This window comes from Blautia sp. AF14-40, from assembly GCF_003479665.1.
GTDB lineage: Bacteria > Bacillota > Clostridia > Lachnospirales > Lachnospiraceae > Fusicatenibacter > Fusicatenibacter saccharivorans.
On sequence record NZ_QUHK01000005.1, the window covers coordinates 34,382 to 50,907 of the forward strand.

At 51.5% G+C, this 16,526-nt stretch carries 14 protein-coding genes and 2 tRNA genes; 2 read left to right on the forward strand and 14 right to left on the reverse strand.

Annotated elements, in window-relative coordinates; translation table 11 throughout:
• Window positions 1-223: 223 nt before the first annotated feature.
• From DWW13_RS05420 to DWW13_RS05460, 9 genes are all read right to left on the reverse strand, one after another.
• A complete protein-coding gene (locus tag DWW13_RS05420; RefSeq protein ID WP_117761120.1) occupies window positions 224-1,003 on the reverse strand; it encodes a polyphosphate polymerase domain-containing protein in 780 nt (259 codons plus the stop codon).
• Between the two features lie 277 nt (window positions 1,004-1,280).
• A complete protein-coding gene (locus DWW13_RS05425; RefSeq protein WP_055218718.1) occupies window positions 1,281-2,378 on the reverse strand; it encodes a glycoside hydrolase family 172 protein in 1,098 nt (365 codons plus the stop codon).
• Window positions 2,379-2,505: 127 nt separating this feature from the next.
• On the reverse strand, window positions 2,506-2,985 hold the full coding sequence (locus DWW13_RS05430; RefSeq protein WP_118719502.1) for a sensor histidine kinase: 480 nt from the start codon (window positions 2,983-2,985) through the stop codon (window positions 2,506-2,508).
• Window positions 2,982-3,233: a hypothetical protein gene (locus DWW13_RS05435; RefSeq protein ID WP_022462118.1), complete on the reverse strand. Its 252-nt coding sequence runs from the start codon at window positions 3,231-3,233 to the stop codon at window positions 2,982-2,984. The genes DWW13_RS05430 and DWW13_RS05435 overlap by 4 nt, the downstream gene beginning before the upstream one ends.
• Before the next feature lie 12 nt (window positions 3,234-3,245).
• On the reverse strand, window positions 3,246-3,827 hold the full coding sequence (locus tag DWW13_RS05440) for a xanthine phosphoribosyltransferase (RefSeq protein WP_055218716.1): 582 nt from the start codon (window positions 3,825-3,827) through the stop codon (window positions 3,246-3,248).
• Between the two features lie 126 nt (window positions 3,828-3,953).
• Window positions 3,954-4,541, reverse strand: a complete 588-nt coding sequence (locus DWW13_RS05445; protein WP_118719504.1) for a nucleotidyltransferase family protein — start codon at window positions 4,539-4,541, stop codon at window positions 3,954-3,956.
• Window positions 4,532-6,871 carry a xanthine dehydrogenase family protein molybdopterin-binding subunit gene (locus DWW13_RS05450; RefSeq protein WP_082424482.1) on the reverse strand — a complete coding sequence of 780 codons (2,340 nt, stop codon included), beginning with the start codon at window positions 6,869-6,871 and terminating at the stop codon, window positions 4,532-4,534. Before DWW13_RS05450 ends, DWW13_RS05445 begins: the two co-directional genes overlap by 10 nt.
• Entirely contained in the window at window positions 6,868-7,338 is a 471-nt protein-coding gene (locus tag DWW13_RS05455; RefSeq protein ID WP_022462114.1) for a (2Fe-2S)-binding protein, read from the reverse strand. Before DWW13_RS05455 ends, DWW13_RS05450 begins: the two co-directional genes overlap by 4 nt.
• A complete protein-coding gene (locus DWW13_RS05460; RefSeq protein WP_117761114.1) occupies window positions 7,338-8,147 on the reverse strand; it encodes an FAD binding domain-containing protein in 810 nt (269 codons plus the stop codon). The genes DWW13_RS05455 and DWW13_RS05460 overlap by 1 nt, the downstream gene beginning before the upstream one ends.
• Window positions 8,148-8,339: 192 nt before the next feature.
• Here DWW13_RS05460 and DWW13_RS05465 point away from each other — a divergent pair.
• Together DWW13_RS05465 and DWW13_RS05470 are read left to right on the forward strand one after the other, a co-directional pair.
• A tRNA-Tyr gene (locus tag DWW13_RS05465) sits at window positions 8,340-8,421 on the forward strand.
• Between the two features lie 3 nt (window positions 8,422-8,424).
• Window positions 8,425-8,510, forward strand: a tRNA-Leu gene (locus tag DWW13_RS05470).
• A 126-nt stretch (window positions 8,511-8,636) separates the two neighbouring features.
• Here the strand turns inward: DWW13_RS05470 and DWW13_RS05475 are convergent.
• The 5 genes from DWW13_RS05475 to DWW13_RS05495 all read right to left on the reverse strand — a co-directional run bounded on the left by DWW13_RS05475 (window position 8,637) and on the right by DWW13_RS05495 (window position 16,469).
• Window positions 8,637-10,727, reverse strand: coding sequence for a glycoside hydrolase family 13 protein (locus tag DWW13_RS05475; RefSeq protein ID WP_118719506.1), 2,091 nt, complete (start codon window positions 10,725-10,727; stop codon window positions 8,637-8,639).
• Window positions 10,728-11,145: 418 nt separating this feature from the next.
• Window positions 11,146-13,008, reverse strand: a complete 1,863-nt coding sequence (gene ftsH, locus DWW13_RS05480) for an ATP-dependent zinc metalloprotease FtsH (protein WP_118719508.1) — start codon at window positions 13,006-13,008, stop codon at window positions 11,146-11,148.
• A 9-nt stretch (window positions 13,009-13,017) separates the two neighbouring features.
• Window positions 13,018-13,554, reverse strand: a complete 537-nt coding sequence (hpt, locus tag DWW13_RS05485; protein ID WP_022462110.1) for a hypoxanthine phosphoribosyltransferase — start codon at window positions 13,552-13,554, stop codon at window positions 13,018-13,020.
• The gene (tilS, locus tag DWW13_RS05490; RefSeq protein ID WP_118719510.1) at window positions 13,551-14,972 is read right to left on the reverse strand and encodes a tRNA lysidine(34) synthetase TilS; all 1,422 of its coding nucleotides are present in this window, start codon (window positions 14,970-14,972) and stop codon (window positions 13,551-13,553) included. The genes hpt and tilS overlap by 4 nt, the downstream gene beginning before the upstream one ends.
• A gap of 15 nt (window positions 14,973-14,987) precedes the next feature.
• The gene (locus DWW13_RS05495) at window positions 14,988-16,469 is read right to left on the reverse strand and encodes a SpoIIE family protein phosphatase (RefSeq protein WP_055218705.1); all 1,482 of its coding nucleotides are present in this window, start codon (window positions 16,467-16,469) and stop codon (window positions 14,988-14,990) included.
• Between the last annotated feature and the right edge of the window lie 57 nt (window positions 16,470-16,526).

Consider the following 16,526-nt stretch of genomic DNA (forward strand, 5'->3'; position numbering starts at 1 on the left):
TACGCTACATTGCGATGTTGCTTCTCGCCATATGAAATTCCAGAAAAACCGCTCATTCATGCAAACATGATTCGCGATTTTTCTTCTATTTTGCATGGCTCTGAATAGTTACATTTTCTTTTTTGTGAAGCAGATTATGTTTGAAAAAGGCTCTTCGCAAGCCGTGAGTCCACCCACTGCTTCTTGCTTTTCGCAATGGCCGCAGAGGACTTACCTGATTCAGCTAACGGAATGCTGTTTTTGATACGGTTTGCCGGATATCTGTGAATGGTATGAAAGCTTTTTCTTTTTCTTCTGATGCTTTCTGATTTTCGATCTGATAGGCAAAGCCGTATTTAGAAAATGATGCCGGATAGATTGCAAGATCATCCAGAATTTTGCTGAACCATAGGGGCACAGCACCTGGTGTTTTCACCTCCATGAGATACCAGCCTGGTTCTAAAAGCCTGATTCCTTCCGTTGGACCGTCAAGACACAGATTTTCGGTACGCCATCGGATATTGGTGTCGAAGGTAACACGAAAGTTCCTGTCTTCCGTGCCGAAGCAGGCGATGCGGTCGTAGGCGATGTACATAGCGGGAGCAAGCCCCCGGTAGTAGTTGCGAAACCAGGTGATTTCGTGGAGAATCTGGCTGTCGAAGCCCGGTTCTGATTTTCCCGCAAGATAGGGAACCGCTTCTGATAATATCATGCGCTCGCGGCGTTTGTAGACGATTCCTTCATATTTTTTCTTTAGTTCTACGTATATGGGGCTGGTCTCTTTGGCCGGACCATAACTGCGGAGTCGCAGTTTTTCTTTGTAGACGGGTTTTTCCAGCGAACGGCGGATGAGCTGGTGATCCGGGGTATCGTAATAGAGGCTGCAGATGGTATCAAGGCCGTATTCATCCATCTGCAGATGACCCGGAAGGCTCTTGCGAAGCTTGCGAGCCATGATCGGGGAAAGCATGTATTTTGTTTCATACCGTTGGAAGGTCATGGGAATCTGTTGGCTTTGCATCATAATCGATTGATCCTTTCGTTTGATTTACTTCCGGAAATGTTTTTTACATTTTTAAGTATAATGAGGAAACTTTAAAGGAACCTTAAAGAATGGACGGAAAATGTGAAAGCTTTGTGAAAAGACGGACCTCTGTAATCCGGATCGCTTTTCGAATACCATATAAAAAAAGAAAGAGCCGTTTCCGGACAAATTCGTTGGAAGCAGATTTGTTCGGAACGGACTCTTGTAGCCGATATGCAAAGTCATGAAACATATAAAATAGGAAAAGCGTCAAAAATCATCTTGGCCAGCGCTCTTTTCTGGACATGAGTGGCGCGAATGGTACATGAGGATGCGTCTGGTACCAGTAAGCTGTGGTAGCGACATCATCCTGACGTTCAAAGAGGCCTCCGTGACTGACACCAATCTGCTGCAGGGTTACCTTAAGATCCTTCTCAAAAAGGATGGGATCAAGAAGATGCCAGCGGTAGAAGCTACGCTGTGGCATCTGATCATCATTGTGGTAATCATTATGAAGGAAGGTATCGTGGGTAGAGTAGTAAGGATATCCAAGATACGGAGTGCAGTACTGATTTTCAACGGTTTGGCCATTTTGCTGTGTTGCAAAGCTCCAGGCACCGCCGAAGTAATCTTCTGTTCCGGTTCCGCAGATGGTTGGATAATCCTTGTCTCCATCGATGTAGAATTTCATCTCACCTTCTCCGTACCAGTAGCGTTCGAGGCTGGTAAGTGCAAGATAAGTTCCAACGTACTGGCCTTTCCCTTTGATGTTGTCGAGGACAACGTAGTCTTTTGCCTTTTCCGTGATACGCTGACGACGCCACTGGGCATGGAAATAGGCAGCATCTTCCGGAACCGTCGTCAGACAATAGTCGATCTGATAAAAGAAGGCCGGAATCGGCTCGTCACACTGATTTTCAATCGTGATACGGGCGTTTTTACGGAACGGCATCGGGAAATAGCTGTTGAAACCACGGGTCGGATTGACAGCAATCGGGACTGAGTTTACCTGGTAGGAAACACCGAAGCCGCAGCAGAAGAAATCGCCAAGCGGGCATTCAACGGATGGGAATTCTTCATCGTCCCAGTACATGCGCAGAACAAGATCTCGCAGAACATAACGGTTACGTTCACTGGTACGGTCTGTGACGGTGATCCAGATGTGCTGAATGATGCCTTCTCCCTGGATCTCACCAAGTGTTACGGTCTCTCCTGCTTCTATTTTCGGGATACACGGGGAACCTTTTCTGGACGGACCAAGATCGCTGGATGCCATGCCGCCTTTTCCTTTTTCTCCATTCCGATTTTCCCAGTTAATAGAACGGGACTGTCCGCTTTTCAGCTGGAAAATGTTTTGTAAACCACAATCAAACATCATATATTCCTCCTTTTGTTTTCTTTTGTTTTCTTTTGTTTTTTCTCTCTTGGAAGCTTTTGATTTCTGCTTTTTTGTGTGTCTGCCTTTCCTACCCTGCCGTCATTTTTCCGGAATTTTGTTTCTTTCATCCTTTTGCCGGAAAGACTGCTTTAAAACAGATGCCATCTCGTGTCCGCTCTGCGGTGATTTTTCCCTTATGTGCCTTTACAATTGCAGCTGCCACGAAAAGGCCGATTCCATAGCCGCCGCTTTCCCTGGCCCGCGACGCATCCGCACGGTAGAAGCGGTCAAAGAGGCGGTTGAGATCACCTTCCGGCAGGGTATCGCAGGTATTCTGCACCGAAAATTCTGCTTTTTTGCCGTTTTTTCGCCAGAAAATGTGGATTTTTCCACCCTCCGGAGTGTATTTAACGGCGTTATCCACAAGAAGAGAAACGAGCTGGTGGATTCTTGCGGCATCCCCTTCCATATGGAGTTCTTCTGCAATATCGCTCTGCAGCGCGATCCTGCCCGGATGTTTTTTGAATTTACAGGAAAATTCAAAAAACATCCGACCGGCACTTTTGCATGGGTGCTCGCAGCCGGATGTTCGGTTTGCATTCATTTTCTTTTTTTCTCTGCCCGTCTCCGCAGCAGCTCTTTTGCGCCTGCGTACAACAGAAAATATACCGTCAGAATCATGACAACTACAATCCTGTTATCTTTCAGGCTGAAAAAAGAGGTCACATTGACTGCCGCCAGAAACAGCAGCAGTGACACACTGAGATCAATTTTTTCTTTTCTGTCGGCCAGCACCATTCCTGCGGCCGCCAGAACCAGAAGAACGGCAATTCTTGCAATCAGATTTGCCATTTTGACGCCTCCTTACTGTTTCCGGAAGGTAATTTCCCCGGTTTTATCATCCATACCATCGACGATGGCAAGAGATTCCAGATGAATGCCGCGGTCACGCAGCAGTTTTCCTCCGATCTGGAACCCTTTTTCGATGACAACGCCTGCTCCTACGAGCTCTGCACCGGAATCCTGTACCAGGGTTGCCAGTCCTTCCAGCGCTTTTCCGTTTGCCAGGAAATCATCGATCAGGAGAACTTTGTCTCCTTTTCCCAGAAATTCTTTGGAAACAATGATATCATAAACTCTTCCATGGGTGAAAGATTCTACTTTTGTGGTATAAACATCGCCGGCGATATTTTTGGTCTGTGTTTTCTTTGCAAACACAACCGGAACATTAAAAATTTCAGCCACAACACAGGCAATTCCGATTCCAGATGCCTCGATGGTCAGAATTTTCGTGATCTCCTCTCCCGCAAAACGGCGCTGAAACTCTTTTCCGATTTCCCGGAACAGATTGACGTCCATCTGATGATTTAAAAAGCTGTCCACCTTCAGGACATTTCCCTCGCGTACTTTTCCGTCTTTGCGGATTCTGTCTTCCAATAACTGCATTTTTTGAAGCCTCCCGAATTTTTATTATACCCATTGTACTTACTTCTCACTGGAAATGCAAGTCCAAATCCATCAAATTTCGCACTGTCTCAAATTTTATTCATGGCAGCCGCCGGTGTCTCTGCATCAGAGATCCTCTTTCCGGTCCAGATCCTTTAATTCCCACGCGGCTTCGACCAGGAACGGAATTACCGATTCCCAGTGCCGTTTCAGCACCTTTTTCCCGCCGCGGTCGCCGGAAAGTTCTTTTAGTTCTGAAAAATAAGGTTTTGAAAACCACGCCGGATTGCCGCTCTCGCCGCCGCAGAAAACGCAGCCAAGTGGAGCCTTCTGCATCTCCATGGATTCCAGAAAGCGCTCCGCCGTCTCTTCCTTCAGGTACGGCTGATCCGCCACAAAACACGCACAGGCATCGGCATTTTGCTTCTCCGCTGCCTCGCTTCCCGCGCGGATTGTATAGGAAATTCCTTTTTCGCTGTCCGGCGAAAACACCGTCTGCAGACGCCCGGCCTTTACCAGCGGCGCAAGCTCCTCCAGAATCCTTTCATACTGCGTCACAACCAGCAGTTCCCAGTTCTCATGCCTTCCGGCAATTTGGGCCAGCCGGTCCAGCAGATGGCGGTACACCGCCTTTCCATCCAGCGGATAGAGCAGCTTATTTTCCCCGAACCGTCTGCTGTTCCCGGCTGCCAGATAAAGTATCGTTACTCGCATTCTTTTTCCGCAATTCCCATTGCAATCTGCTCGCTCGTGATCGGCAGTTCGCGGAACCACAGACCCGTCGCATTGTAGATTGCATGTGCCAGCGCCGGAGCCGGTGTGTTGATGACGATCTCGCCGATCGATTTTGCACCGAACGGACCGGTCGGCTCGTAGCTGCTCCGAAACTCGACGCGTAGCTTGCCCATATCGAGGCGGGTCGGCACTTTATACTGCATAAACGAATTATTGATCATCTGACCCTTGTCCGTGTACTGGATATTTTCAAACAGCGTCATGCCGATGCCCTGCACCAGACCGCCCTCGACCTGTACGCGCGCAAGGTTCGGGTTGATGACGGTTCCGCAGTCGACAACGGCGGCATAATCGAGAATCCTGACCTCGCCGGTCTCTTTATCCAGCTCGATCTCGACCGCACCAGCCATATAAGGCGGCGGCGATACCGGAGAGCAGTTGCTTTCCGTCGCTTCCAGCGCGATGCCGTTATTGCACATGGCCGCTGTTGCGATTTCTTCCATCGTCATGCTGCTTCCGCTCTTTTCATGCACGACGCCGGTACCGGTAAATTCTGTCTCATCTTCCGGCACGTTCATCCGCTCTGCCGCCAGGGCACAGATTCGTTTCCGAAGCGTCATGCAGGCTTTTTCCACCGCTTTTCCGGTAATATACGTCGTACTCGATGCATAGGAACCGGAGTCATACGGGGACGTATCGGTATCTGCGCCGACAACGGTAATGTCATCCACATCACACTCCAGACACTCTGCCGCCATCTGGGACAGAATCGTATCGCAGCCGGTTCCCATATCGGCCGCTGCGATCAGCATCGTATAGCCGCCGTCGTCGTTGACTTTGATTGTTGCCGATCCGACATCGAGATTGGAAATACAGGAGCCCTGCATCGCCATCGCAATGCCGACGCTGCGCACCTTTCCATTTCCCATATCACGGCACGGATATTTCTCATCCCAGCCGATCATCTCTTTCGCACGCTCCACACACTGGTCAAGCGCACAGCTGTTTGCCGTTTCGCCATAGTAAGCCGGCATGAACTGTCCCTCACGGACCATGTTCTGCTCCCGGATCCGGATCGGATCGATGCCAAGACGCGCTGCCATCTCACTGACAGCAGATTCTACGGCAAAGATACCCTGCGTCGCACCGTATCCGCGGTAAGCACCGGCTGACATTACGTTGGAATACACAACATCATACGCAAACCGGTAAGCCTCAAGAGATCCATACATCGGAATCGATTTGTGGCCGGAAAGGCCGACCGTTGTCGGTCCATGCTCGCCGTATGCACCCGTGTTGGAAAGTGTATACAGATCGATCGCACGGATTCTTCCATCCTTCATCGCACCGAGGCGGATCGTTACTTCCATCTCATGGCGCGGTGTGGATGCTGTCTGGGACTCTTCTCTCGTAAAGATCATTTTCGACGGTTTTCCGGTTTTCCAGGTTACAAACGCCGGGAAAATTTCGGCAACCACCGTCTGCTTCGCTCCGAATCCGCCGCCGATTCTCGGCTTGGAAACACGGATCTTCGATTTCGGAATGCCGAGTGCATTGGACAGAATGCGGCGCGCATGGTAAACGATCTGGGTCGAGCTCAGCACATTCAGCCGTCCGTAGGTATCCATAAAGCAGTATGTCCGGAACGTCTCCATCATCGCCTGCTGGGCTGCGCGTACATGATACGTATGCTCTACAACCTCATCGCACTCTGCGAGCACGGCTTCCACATCTCCGTTGTGATCTTCCGCACTTGCACAGAGATTTCTCTGATTGTCCGCACCGACCGGACAGAGCGATTTCCAGCTTTCCTCCGGATGCACCAGCAGTTCATTATCCTTGGACTGATGAAAATCCAGAATGGCCGGAAGCACTTCGTACTCTACTTTCAGGAGCTTCCGCGCACGGTCCACGCATTTTTCATCTTTTCCGGCAATAATCGCCACCGGATCTCCCACGTAGCGCACATGCTGATCGAGGATCAGACGGTCATACGGGCTTGGTTCCGGGTAGGTCTGTCCTGCCATTGTAAAACGCTGTTTCGGCACATCCTCCCAGGTATAAATCGCCTCAATGCCCGGAACACGCTCTGCTGCCGTCTTTTTCACGGATTTTACGATTGCATTGGCATGCGGACTCCGCAGTACCTTGACAATCAGACAATCCTTCGGCGCCAGATCATCTACATAAACCGGCTTTCCGGTTACCAGCGCGAGGGCATCCTTTTTGATCACCGGCTTATTCACACTGCAGAGCTGATCGGTTCTTCCCGACCAGTCCGGTTCATAGATATGATTTTCTCTGCTCATGACGCACCTCCCTGCTGCTTTTTCCAGGCAAGGAAATTCAAAATTCCCCGAAGCTGTCCTTCATATCCGGAACAGCGGCAGAGATTTCCCGCCAGATATTCTTTAATTTCTTCCTCACTCGGATCCGGATTTTCCCGGAACAGCGCAATCGCATTCATAATCATCCCCGGATTGCAGAACCCGCACTGCTCGGCGCCCTGTCCGGCAATAAAGGAACCAAATTCTTCTGCTTCCTCCTGCAGGCCTTCCAGCGTATCCACCTTACATCCATTCGCCCGCGCCGCAAGCACCGAACACGACAGCACCGGTTTTCCCTCCAGAAAAACCGTACACAGCCCGCAGTTCGACGTCTCACAGCCGCGCTTCACACTGTAGCATCCCTGGCTTCTCACAAAATCGATCAGGAGCATGTCTGCATCGATTTCCGCTTCCGTCTTCTTTCCATTTAAGATCATCGAAATCTTCATCACTGCTCCTCCTTCTTCTGAATTTCTTCCATACATCTGCGCAGCAGCACCCGTCCCAGATGATGACGATATTCTGCACTTCCGCGCATATTACTGCCATACGTAAACTGATCAGAAATCTCCGAAGCCGCCGCCTTCAGCTCCTCCGCAGATGCCTTTCCAGCCGCCAGCTTTTCCGCCAGCTCCGCCGGAAGCTCTACACGTGCCGCCTTCGCCGGTCTTGCCCCAAGCACCGCACATCCTTTTCCGTCTTCCACCCGCACCGCACACGTCAGCACCGGGAAATCCATTCTGGAATTTCGATGACTCTGATAAACCGTAACACCCTCATGCTTCTTCACAATCAGCCTTACCAGCACATCCCTGTCTCTCTTTGAACAGGCAAACTCCGCCAGCGGCATCCGTCCCGCATGAACCAGCTCCACCTCCGTATCCAGCGCCAGAAACAGCGTCAGCACATCCGAAAATCCAAATCTGCCGAAAATACTGCCTCCCACCGTAGCCAGATTCCGGAACTGCACCCCGACAATACTCCGCACACTCTCCCGTGCCGCACCGTCGGTATAAGCATTCAGCCCCTCATGCTCCTCCATCTGCCGCAGCGTCACCATGCATCCGATGGAAAACTCCTCTTCCGACTCTTCAATCTGATCCAGTCCGAGTCCGGAAAGATCAATTGCCGTCTGCACCTGTCGCTCTCCCATCTTCGTCCAGAGCATTCCGCCTAAAATACAGGCGCTTCTCTTCTGATTCAGCTCATACGCCTCTTCCAGCGACCCCGCACGGATATAATCCTTAATTTTAATCATAGTTACCCTATGCCCTCCATTTTCAGGTTGTTTATTTCTCAATATAGAAGCCCATATATATCATATTATACCTGACCCGCTCCCCCCTTTCAACTTTTTTCTTATTTTTTCAAAAAAACACTTGCATTTTTGCTCCACATCCAGTATAATCAATCAATGTCGGAAGTCATTCTGACACAAAACAAAATACATGGACGGATTCCCGAGTGGCCAAAGGGGACAGACTGTAAATCTGCTGCAAATTGCTTCGATGGTTCGAATCCATCTCCGTCCATATGCCGCAGTGGCGGAACTGGCAGACGCCCGGGACTTAAAATCCCGTGGGTAGTGATACCCGTACCGGTTCGATCCCGGTTTGCGGCACGATTAAGAGCTCTGATTCATACGAATCGGAGCTCTTTTTCCATTTCTATTTTTCAACCTTCCGCCCCCACTACCAGCCTCGCCGCCGCCCGTTCGGTCTTGCGTGATGCGGCGGCGAGGCGTCCGTCACTCCTCGCGTCTATGCAGTACCACTCCCGATAACGGCAGCAAATCCATCTCCAGTATGCCCGCCGGTACCTCGATTTCTTTCTCCTCCGAAGAAAATCCCACCGCATCCGTCGCAAACACCTGCGTCAGCTTCACCACCGAACTCCGGTTAATCCCGGTAAGCCACACCGGAATCTCCACATGCACCCTCTCATTCCGGTTATTAATCACCACAATTACCTGCTCCTCCTGATTAAACCGTCCATAAGAAAGCACATTATAATCATGGTACAAAAATTTCAGCGATCCCATCGCCAGCACCGGAAATCTCCGATGCACCGCAATCATTTCTTTATAGAATCGGATCAGCTCCTGATCCTCCTGTCCCCAGGGATACGTCCTCCGGTTATCCGGATCCGTAAACCCGACCTGGCCGGCCTCATCCCCATAATACAGCGTCGGCGCCCCCGGCCACGTCATCTGAATCACAACCGCCTCGCGCAGCACCGCCTTATTCGTATTCTCCGCAGCCGCATACGGCCCAACATTCGCCACACGCCCCACACGATGATTCGTTCTCGTGAGGAACCGCGAATGATCATGATTATCCAGCTCATTCATCGCCGTATACAGCGAAGGCGCATAAAACGCCGGCATATGATACGTCATCGCCCCGATAAAACTCTCACTGTTTCCGAGAAGCCCCTGGTTAAACTCATCACTGTGCTTCTCCATACCCGTGAGGAACCAGGAAACCGGCTCCATAAACGCATCATAGTTCATCACTGTATCCCACTCATCGCCCTGCAGCCAGCTCATCGCATCGCCGTAGTGCTCCGCCAGAATAATCGCCTCCGGATTCGCCTCCTTCACAACGCGCCGGAACTCCTTCCAGAACTTGTGGTTAAACTCCGGGCTGTGTCCTAAGTCAGCGGCCACATCCAGCCGCCAGCCGTCCGCATTAAACGGCGGAGAAACCCACTTCGCGCCGATGCGCATAATATCCTCCATCAGCTTCTCCGAACCCTCGTAGTTCAGCTTCGGCAGCGTATCATGGCCCCACCAGCCGTCATAAAACTCATTGTACGGCCAGCTATGCTCATTATAAAACTTAAAAAACGTGTGATACGGACTGTCCTGCGCCACATACGCGCCCGGCTCATAGCCCTTTCCGGCCTCATAAATCCGCTCGCGGTCCAGCCACTTGTTAAACGAACCACAGTGGTTGAAAACGCCGTCCAGAATCACCTTCATGCCGCGCTTGTGCGCCTCCTCCACCAGGTGGATAAACAGTTCATTGCTCGCCTCCAGGTTCGCCTTGTTCGTCACACGGTCAATATACCGCGTTGCCCGCGTATTGTCCTTGTCGCCCGGCCAGAGCAGATCGCCTTCGTCGGAGACAATCTTTCCGAAATGCGGATCAATATAGTCATAATCCTGAATATCATACTTATGGTTCGACGGCGAAACAAACACCGGATTCAGATAAATGACCTGCACACCGAGATCCTGCAGATAATCCATCTTGTCAATGACGCCCTGCAGATCGCCGCCGTAGAAATTGCGGACATCCATCTGCTCCGGGAAGCGGTTCCAGTCATCCACCTTGTTGACCTGCTCACCGATGTAGCTGTACTCTCCCGTCAGCACATCGTTGGACGGATCTCCGTTGCAGAAGCGGTCCACAAAAATCTGATACATGACAGCGCCCTTCGCCCAGTCCGGCGTATGGAAGCCCGGGATAATGCCGAAAGAGTACATCTCCTGCAGCTCTCTTGTGACACCGAGCTTGTTGTAATAACAGACCACGCGGCCTGCCTGAATCTCAAAAAAATAGCGGATCGGCTCATTTCCGACCGGAATCTCGATCTCGTAATAATCAAAACCGTTCCGGACCAAACCGACCTGCATCTGTGCACGGGTGGAACCGCTGATGAAATAAACCGCATCTACATTATTTTTCAGGGTACGGAACCGGATCTTCACCGTGTCGCCCGGGTTCGGCTCAAACGGAATCTGATACTGCGGGGATTCATCGCTGTAGAGCGCATGCTTGTTGAACATCGCCCGCATCTGTGACATATACTGCTGCATTCTTGTTTTATCCATGAACTAACGCCTCTGTCTTTCTCAATCATTCATTCCTTATATTTTACCCCACACCGCCATGTAATACAACCTTTTTCTGAACACATGTAACGATTGTGTTTATTGGATTTTTATATAGTAAAAGAGCCAGCGGGGTACGCTGGCTCTTTTGGAGAAGGTATTTCTCTTATGGGGTGTAGCAAAAACTATATAATGTATTGGGGGGTTTTTACAGTTATTATAGTACCATACGTCCCTCGAAAAGTCTGCACAAATCGCGATTTTTTTTCATTTGATTCTTATTCAAAATAACGATGAATTTTTCCGGCGTTTCGGATTTTCTGTTTTAATTTGCACAAACGCCCGTAAAATCACAGAAAAAAACCTGCAAAAAACTTTTTTTGTTCTCTGCAGGTTTTCTATTGCAAATAAAAAGATATCAGATTTCTCCAGAAACTTCCGGTGCTGTTCCTGTCATCTGTGCTTCCTGCTCAAAAATGGCTTCGAATTCAGCACGGCTCAGCTTCTCTTTTTCCATCAGCTGCTTTGCACACTCATGCAGCACATAGGAATGCTCCAGAATAATCTGTTTCGCCTGATCGTGGCATTTCTCGATCATCTGGCGGACTTCCTCGTCGATGGCTGCGGCTACATTCTCGCTGTAGCTCTTCGTATGGCCCCAGTCGCGGCCGATGAAGACCTCATCCGAGTCGGAATCGTAAGCGACAAGACCAAGGTTCTCAGACATACCGTACTTCGTAATCATGGAACGCGCGGTAGCCGTCGCCTGTTTGATATCCTGGGATGCGCCCGTTGTGATATCGTCGAAGATCAGCTCCTCTGCCACACGGCCGCCGAGGCATACGGTGATGTACTGCATCATTTTGCCTCTCGTCTGGAACATATCATCGTTCTCCGGCTGCGGCATCGTGTAGCCCGCTGCGCCAGGACCGGTCGGGATAATGGAGATCGTATAGACCGCCTCCATATCCGGCAGCATATGGAACAGGATCGCATGGCCTGTCTCATGGTATGCGGTGATCCGTTTTTCTTTATCCGAAATGACTTTACTGCGCTTCTCCGCACCGATGCCCACTTTGATGAAAGCAGACTTGATATCGGACTGGCGCACAAATCTTCTGCGGTCCTTTGCCGCCATAATCGCTGCCTCGTTCAGCAGGTTCTCCAGCTCTGCGCCGGTGAAGCCTGCGGTCGTCTGCGCGATCTGCTTCAGATCCACATCCTCGGCCAGCGGTTTGTTCTTTGCATGGACTTTCAGGATTTCCTCACGGCCCATGACATCCGGCGGTCCTACAACCACGCGGCGGTCAAAACGTCCCGGACGGAGAATCGCCGGATCCAGGATATCGACACGGTTCGTCGCTGCCATCACGATGATGCCCTCATTGACGCCGAAACCATCCATCTCAACGAGAAGCTGGTTTAATGTCTGCTCTCTCTCATCGTGGCCGCCGCCCATGCCGGTGCCTCTTCGTCTTGCCACGGCGTCGATCTCATCGATGAAGATGATACACGGCGCATGTTTTTTTCCTTCCTCAAACAAGTCGCGGACACGGGAAGCGCCGACGCCGACGAACATTTCCACGAAATCCGATCCGGAAATGCTGAAGAACGGCACGCCTGCCTCTCCTGCAACAGCTTTCGCCAGAAGGGTTTTACCGGTTCCAGGAGGGCCCACAAGAAGAACTCCTTTCGGGATTCTCGCACCGACCTGTGTATATTTCTCCGGTGCTTTCAGGAAATCGACCACCTCAACAAGGTCTTCTTTTTCCTCTTTTAAGCCCGCAACATCGCGGAACAGGACTTTTTTGTCTTTGTCGGTGGACATATGGGCGTTGCTTTTTCCAAAATTCATCATTTTGTTTCCGCCGCCTCCACCGCCGCCCATGGAGCGGTTCATCATCGACATGCCGAAAAGAAGGATCATACCGAGCAGCAGGGCCGGCAGGACGGATGTCATGAAAATGCTGTCTCTCTGGACATTCTGCACGGTGTACGTTACATCAGCATTCTCCAGAAGGCTGATAGCTGCGTTTACGTCGGTCACATTGACCGTATAACTGTCACCGCCCTGCTCCTGTACCACGACGGAGCCGGTCGGCACTTCTTTGTTCTGGACAATCTGCGCGGATGTCACTTTGCCGTCTTTTACGGCGGTTTCAAATTTCTGCTGACTTGGGCTGCTGCCTGCGCTGATTTTTCCGGTGATGTAGAACATGGCAAGCACGATAATCACCATAAACGCCGCGTAGAGTCCAAATCCACTGCGCTGTCTGTTCATATTTTCTTTTTACTCCTCGTCTTCGTGAAACTCCACTACTCCGATGTATGGAAGATTCCGATATTTCTGTGCGTAATCCAGACCGTAGCCTACGACGAACTCGTCCGGGATATTAAAGCAGGTATAATCTACTTTGACATCGCGCACTCTGCGCTCCGGCTTGTCGAGCAGAGTACACAGGTGTACGGATTTCGGATTTCTCTTTTTCAGGATGTCGATCAGATAGTAAAGCGTTCTTCCGGAATCGATGATATCCTCCACGATCAGAACGTCTTTTCCTTCCAGCGGCTGATCCAGGTCTTTTACAATACGGACAACTCCGCTGGACTTGGTGTCATCGCCGTAACTTGATACGGACATAAAGTCAAGGCTTACCGGCACTGTGATGCGTTTTGCCAGCTCGCACATAAAGAATACGCCGCCTTTTAAAACGCAGATCAGGTGCACTTCCTTTCCTGCGTAATCGCGGTTGATCTGGTCTGCTACTTCTTTAATTCGTCTGTCTACTTCTTCTTCGCTTAATAATACTCTGATTGTCTCTTTCATCTGTTTTCCTCCTTACCAACGCCAATCTGTATCTGCAGAACTGCTTTCGTGTCTTCCCCGACACGGCCGCTCTCTCCTCTGCGATACCCCACGACCCACCAGATCTCCGGTCCGTCGGCGAGCAGCAGAATGGAATCCCGCTCCTCTTTCGGTATCTTGGCATCAATCATATAATCTTTTAGTTTCTTTTTCCCGCCTTTTGCGGTTACTCTCAGATAATCTCCGCTTCTTCTCGTGCGGAGGACAAGACCGTCTTTTATTTTATCACAGTCAAAGCATTTCGTATACTTTTTTTCTTCAATTCTTTCGGGAAAAACCGATGTTTTTTTCACAATCGTGACTGGATTTTCTGCAAATGCGAGACTTTTTTCCTCTTCACACCCGGCCGGAACCGGAATTGGAACTTCTTCGCCGCTTTTCCTTTTCCGTTCTTCTTTTAAATGCACTCCCTGCTTTTCCAGGCGGAGCGTCTCGTATCCGCGCACGGCGGTGATTCCATACGGCAGGCAGACACTTTTTCCGACCTGCTTTTCAAAAAGTTCCCGCACAGATTCCAGATGCTCCCTGGTAAGATCCTTCCGTTTTCCCGCCAGCTGTTCCAGAACGCGCCGGATCACGTAGCGCTGCAGAAGAGGCGCTTCGCTGCTCACCGCATCACGCAGCACAACCGCATTTTTCTCTGCGGATGCATACCGCTCCATCAGCTGATCCGTCTGCTGCTCCAGATATTCCTCCGTTTCCAGCAGGTCCAGCGATGTCTGTGCCATATGCGCGGCGGCACGCGGATTGACCTCTTCGGTCAGATACGGCAGCACATGGTGGCGGATTCCGTTCCTCGTGTAAGCATCCTCTGCATTCGTGCTGTCCTCACACCAGGAACACTTCCGGCTTTCCAGTTCCTGCCGGATCTCTTTTCGTCCGACGCAGAGAAGCGGACGGATCACATTCCCCCGCACGGGGCGTAAGGAGGCAAGTCCGGCCAGCGACGTTCCCCGTGCCAGGTGATGCAGCATCGTCTCCGCAACGTCATCCTGGTGATGGGCGAGCGCAATTTTCACTGCCCTCTGCTCCTTTGCGCACGCTGCAAAAACTTCCTGCCGCGCCGCGCGTCCCGCCTCCTCCGTCGAGAGATGCTTTTCTTTTGCGATCTTCTCCACGGGACAGGAATAGAGATAGAACGGAACATCATATTCCCGGCACAGATTTTCTGCAAATGCCGCATCCCGCCCGGCTTCCGCGCCGCGCAGGTTATGGTTGACGTGGACAGCCAGCAGCGAAAAGCCAAGCGGCTCCTGCAGTTCCCGCAGCAGATGAAACAGGCAGACAGAATCCGCGCCGCCGGAGAGGCCGAGCAGCACGCGTTCGCCTGCCGTTACCATATGATACTGTTCCATAAAGGCTCTTACTTTCTCTCGCATCCTTCGTTTTTACTCCTATTTTTTCCAGATTCTGGCGACCAGAACCGTCATATCATCCCGTGCGCGGCAGCCGCCGAGGCGCAGCACGCGTTCCAAAAGCTCCCGGGCAAATTCCCGCGGCTCGCTGTTTTTCACTTCGAGAAGAAGCTGCTTCATCTGCTCCGTCCTGTCCCCGGGCAGCGCGTCCAGCACTCCGTCCGTCATCATCACAAGGTAATCACCGTCGTACAGCTTTTTCGTTGTGGTATCAAAATCCGTCTGGGAAACGAGACCTGCGGCAAGACTGGTCGACTCCACAACCTCCACCCACGTATCCCGCCTAAGGAACGTCGGCGATGCACCTCCTTTCAAAAAGCTGCAGACGCCTGTGTAGAGATTAATCGAAGCAACATCAAACGTGGAAAACATCCCTTCCTTTGGCTGCAGCAGAAGCATCGAATTGATCATCCGTGCCGCCATGATCCGCGGGAATCCGGCGCGCAGGAACTGTTCAAACAGCTCCACCACCGTCTCGCTCTCCCTGTTTGCCTCGATCCCGGAACCCATGCCGTCCGACAGGCAGAGGACAAACTGGCCGTTTTCGCAGAGCACACTGTAATTGTCCCCGGAGATACTCTCCTGCTCCTTGGTGATGCGTCCCACACCGTAGAGAACCTGGAATTTCACATCCTCCTGAAACAGCACCGTCTGGTATTCTCCGCTTAAGACCTGTGCCCCGTCGCGTACCGCAACCATCGGGATTCCGCACAGGGAACCGATCAGTTCCGCCGTCTGGCGAAGCGTGATCCGGCAGTGACGGCCTGCTTTGACCGTCATATAGATCTGTAAATGCTCTTTCGGCCGCTCCTGGAGCCAGATTTTCTGGACGAAAGCCCCGTTTTTCTTCATCTGGCGGCAGATTTTTTCCGAGAGCTCGTCCGGCAGACTGTTGAGGCTGTACAGATCACACGCGGCGCGGTCCATAATCCCGGCGACTTCACTTAACTGTTCTGCCACCACGCGGCGGCTCTCCGCCACACGCCCCGACCAGAGCGCCGTCTGGCGTTCCTGCTGGTAGCGGTTCCAGAACAGTTCCAGAAAGCGGGAGCCGTTCAGGCAGGAGGCGTTCCATTCGCCTTTTGCACGGCTGATCTCGTCCTCATCCCCGTCGGCGATTGTCTGAAGAAGTTCCTGGCACCGCTCGCGCGTCAGGTTTCCGTACTGCTCCCAGCACCACGACGCCTTCGCACAGCGGCTACAGACTTCCTGCTGTTCTTTTTCCAGAATCTTGTCCACCCGGCCCGTCTCCGGCATCACACTTTTTGACGGCATCTGGTAAAAGCTCTCTGCCAGAACGCGGAACGAATCGGCGTAGTGCTCCATCTGCAGTTTCTGCGGATGATTGTCATAGACGGCCGCTTCCCGGCGGCTTCTTCTGGCTTCCAAAAAAATTTTAGCCATGTCCCCTGCTGACAGCAATGCGCCGATCAGGAACATGGCAATGATCCACTCCGGCATGTTCCGCTCCTCCTCTCTTTGTTCTGGACTTCAAAGGGGACTGCGAAATCATGCCCT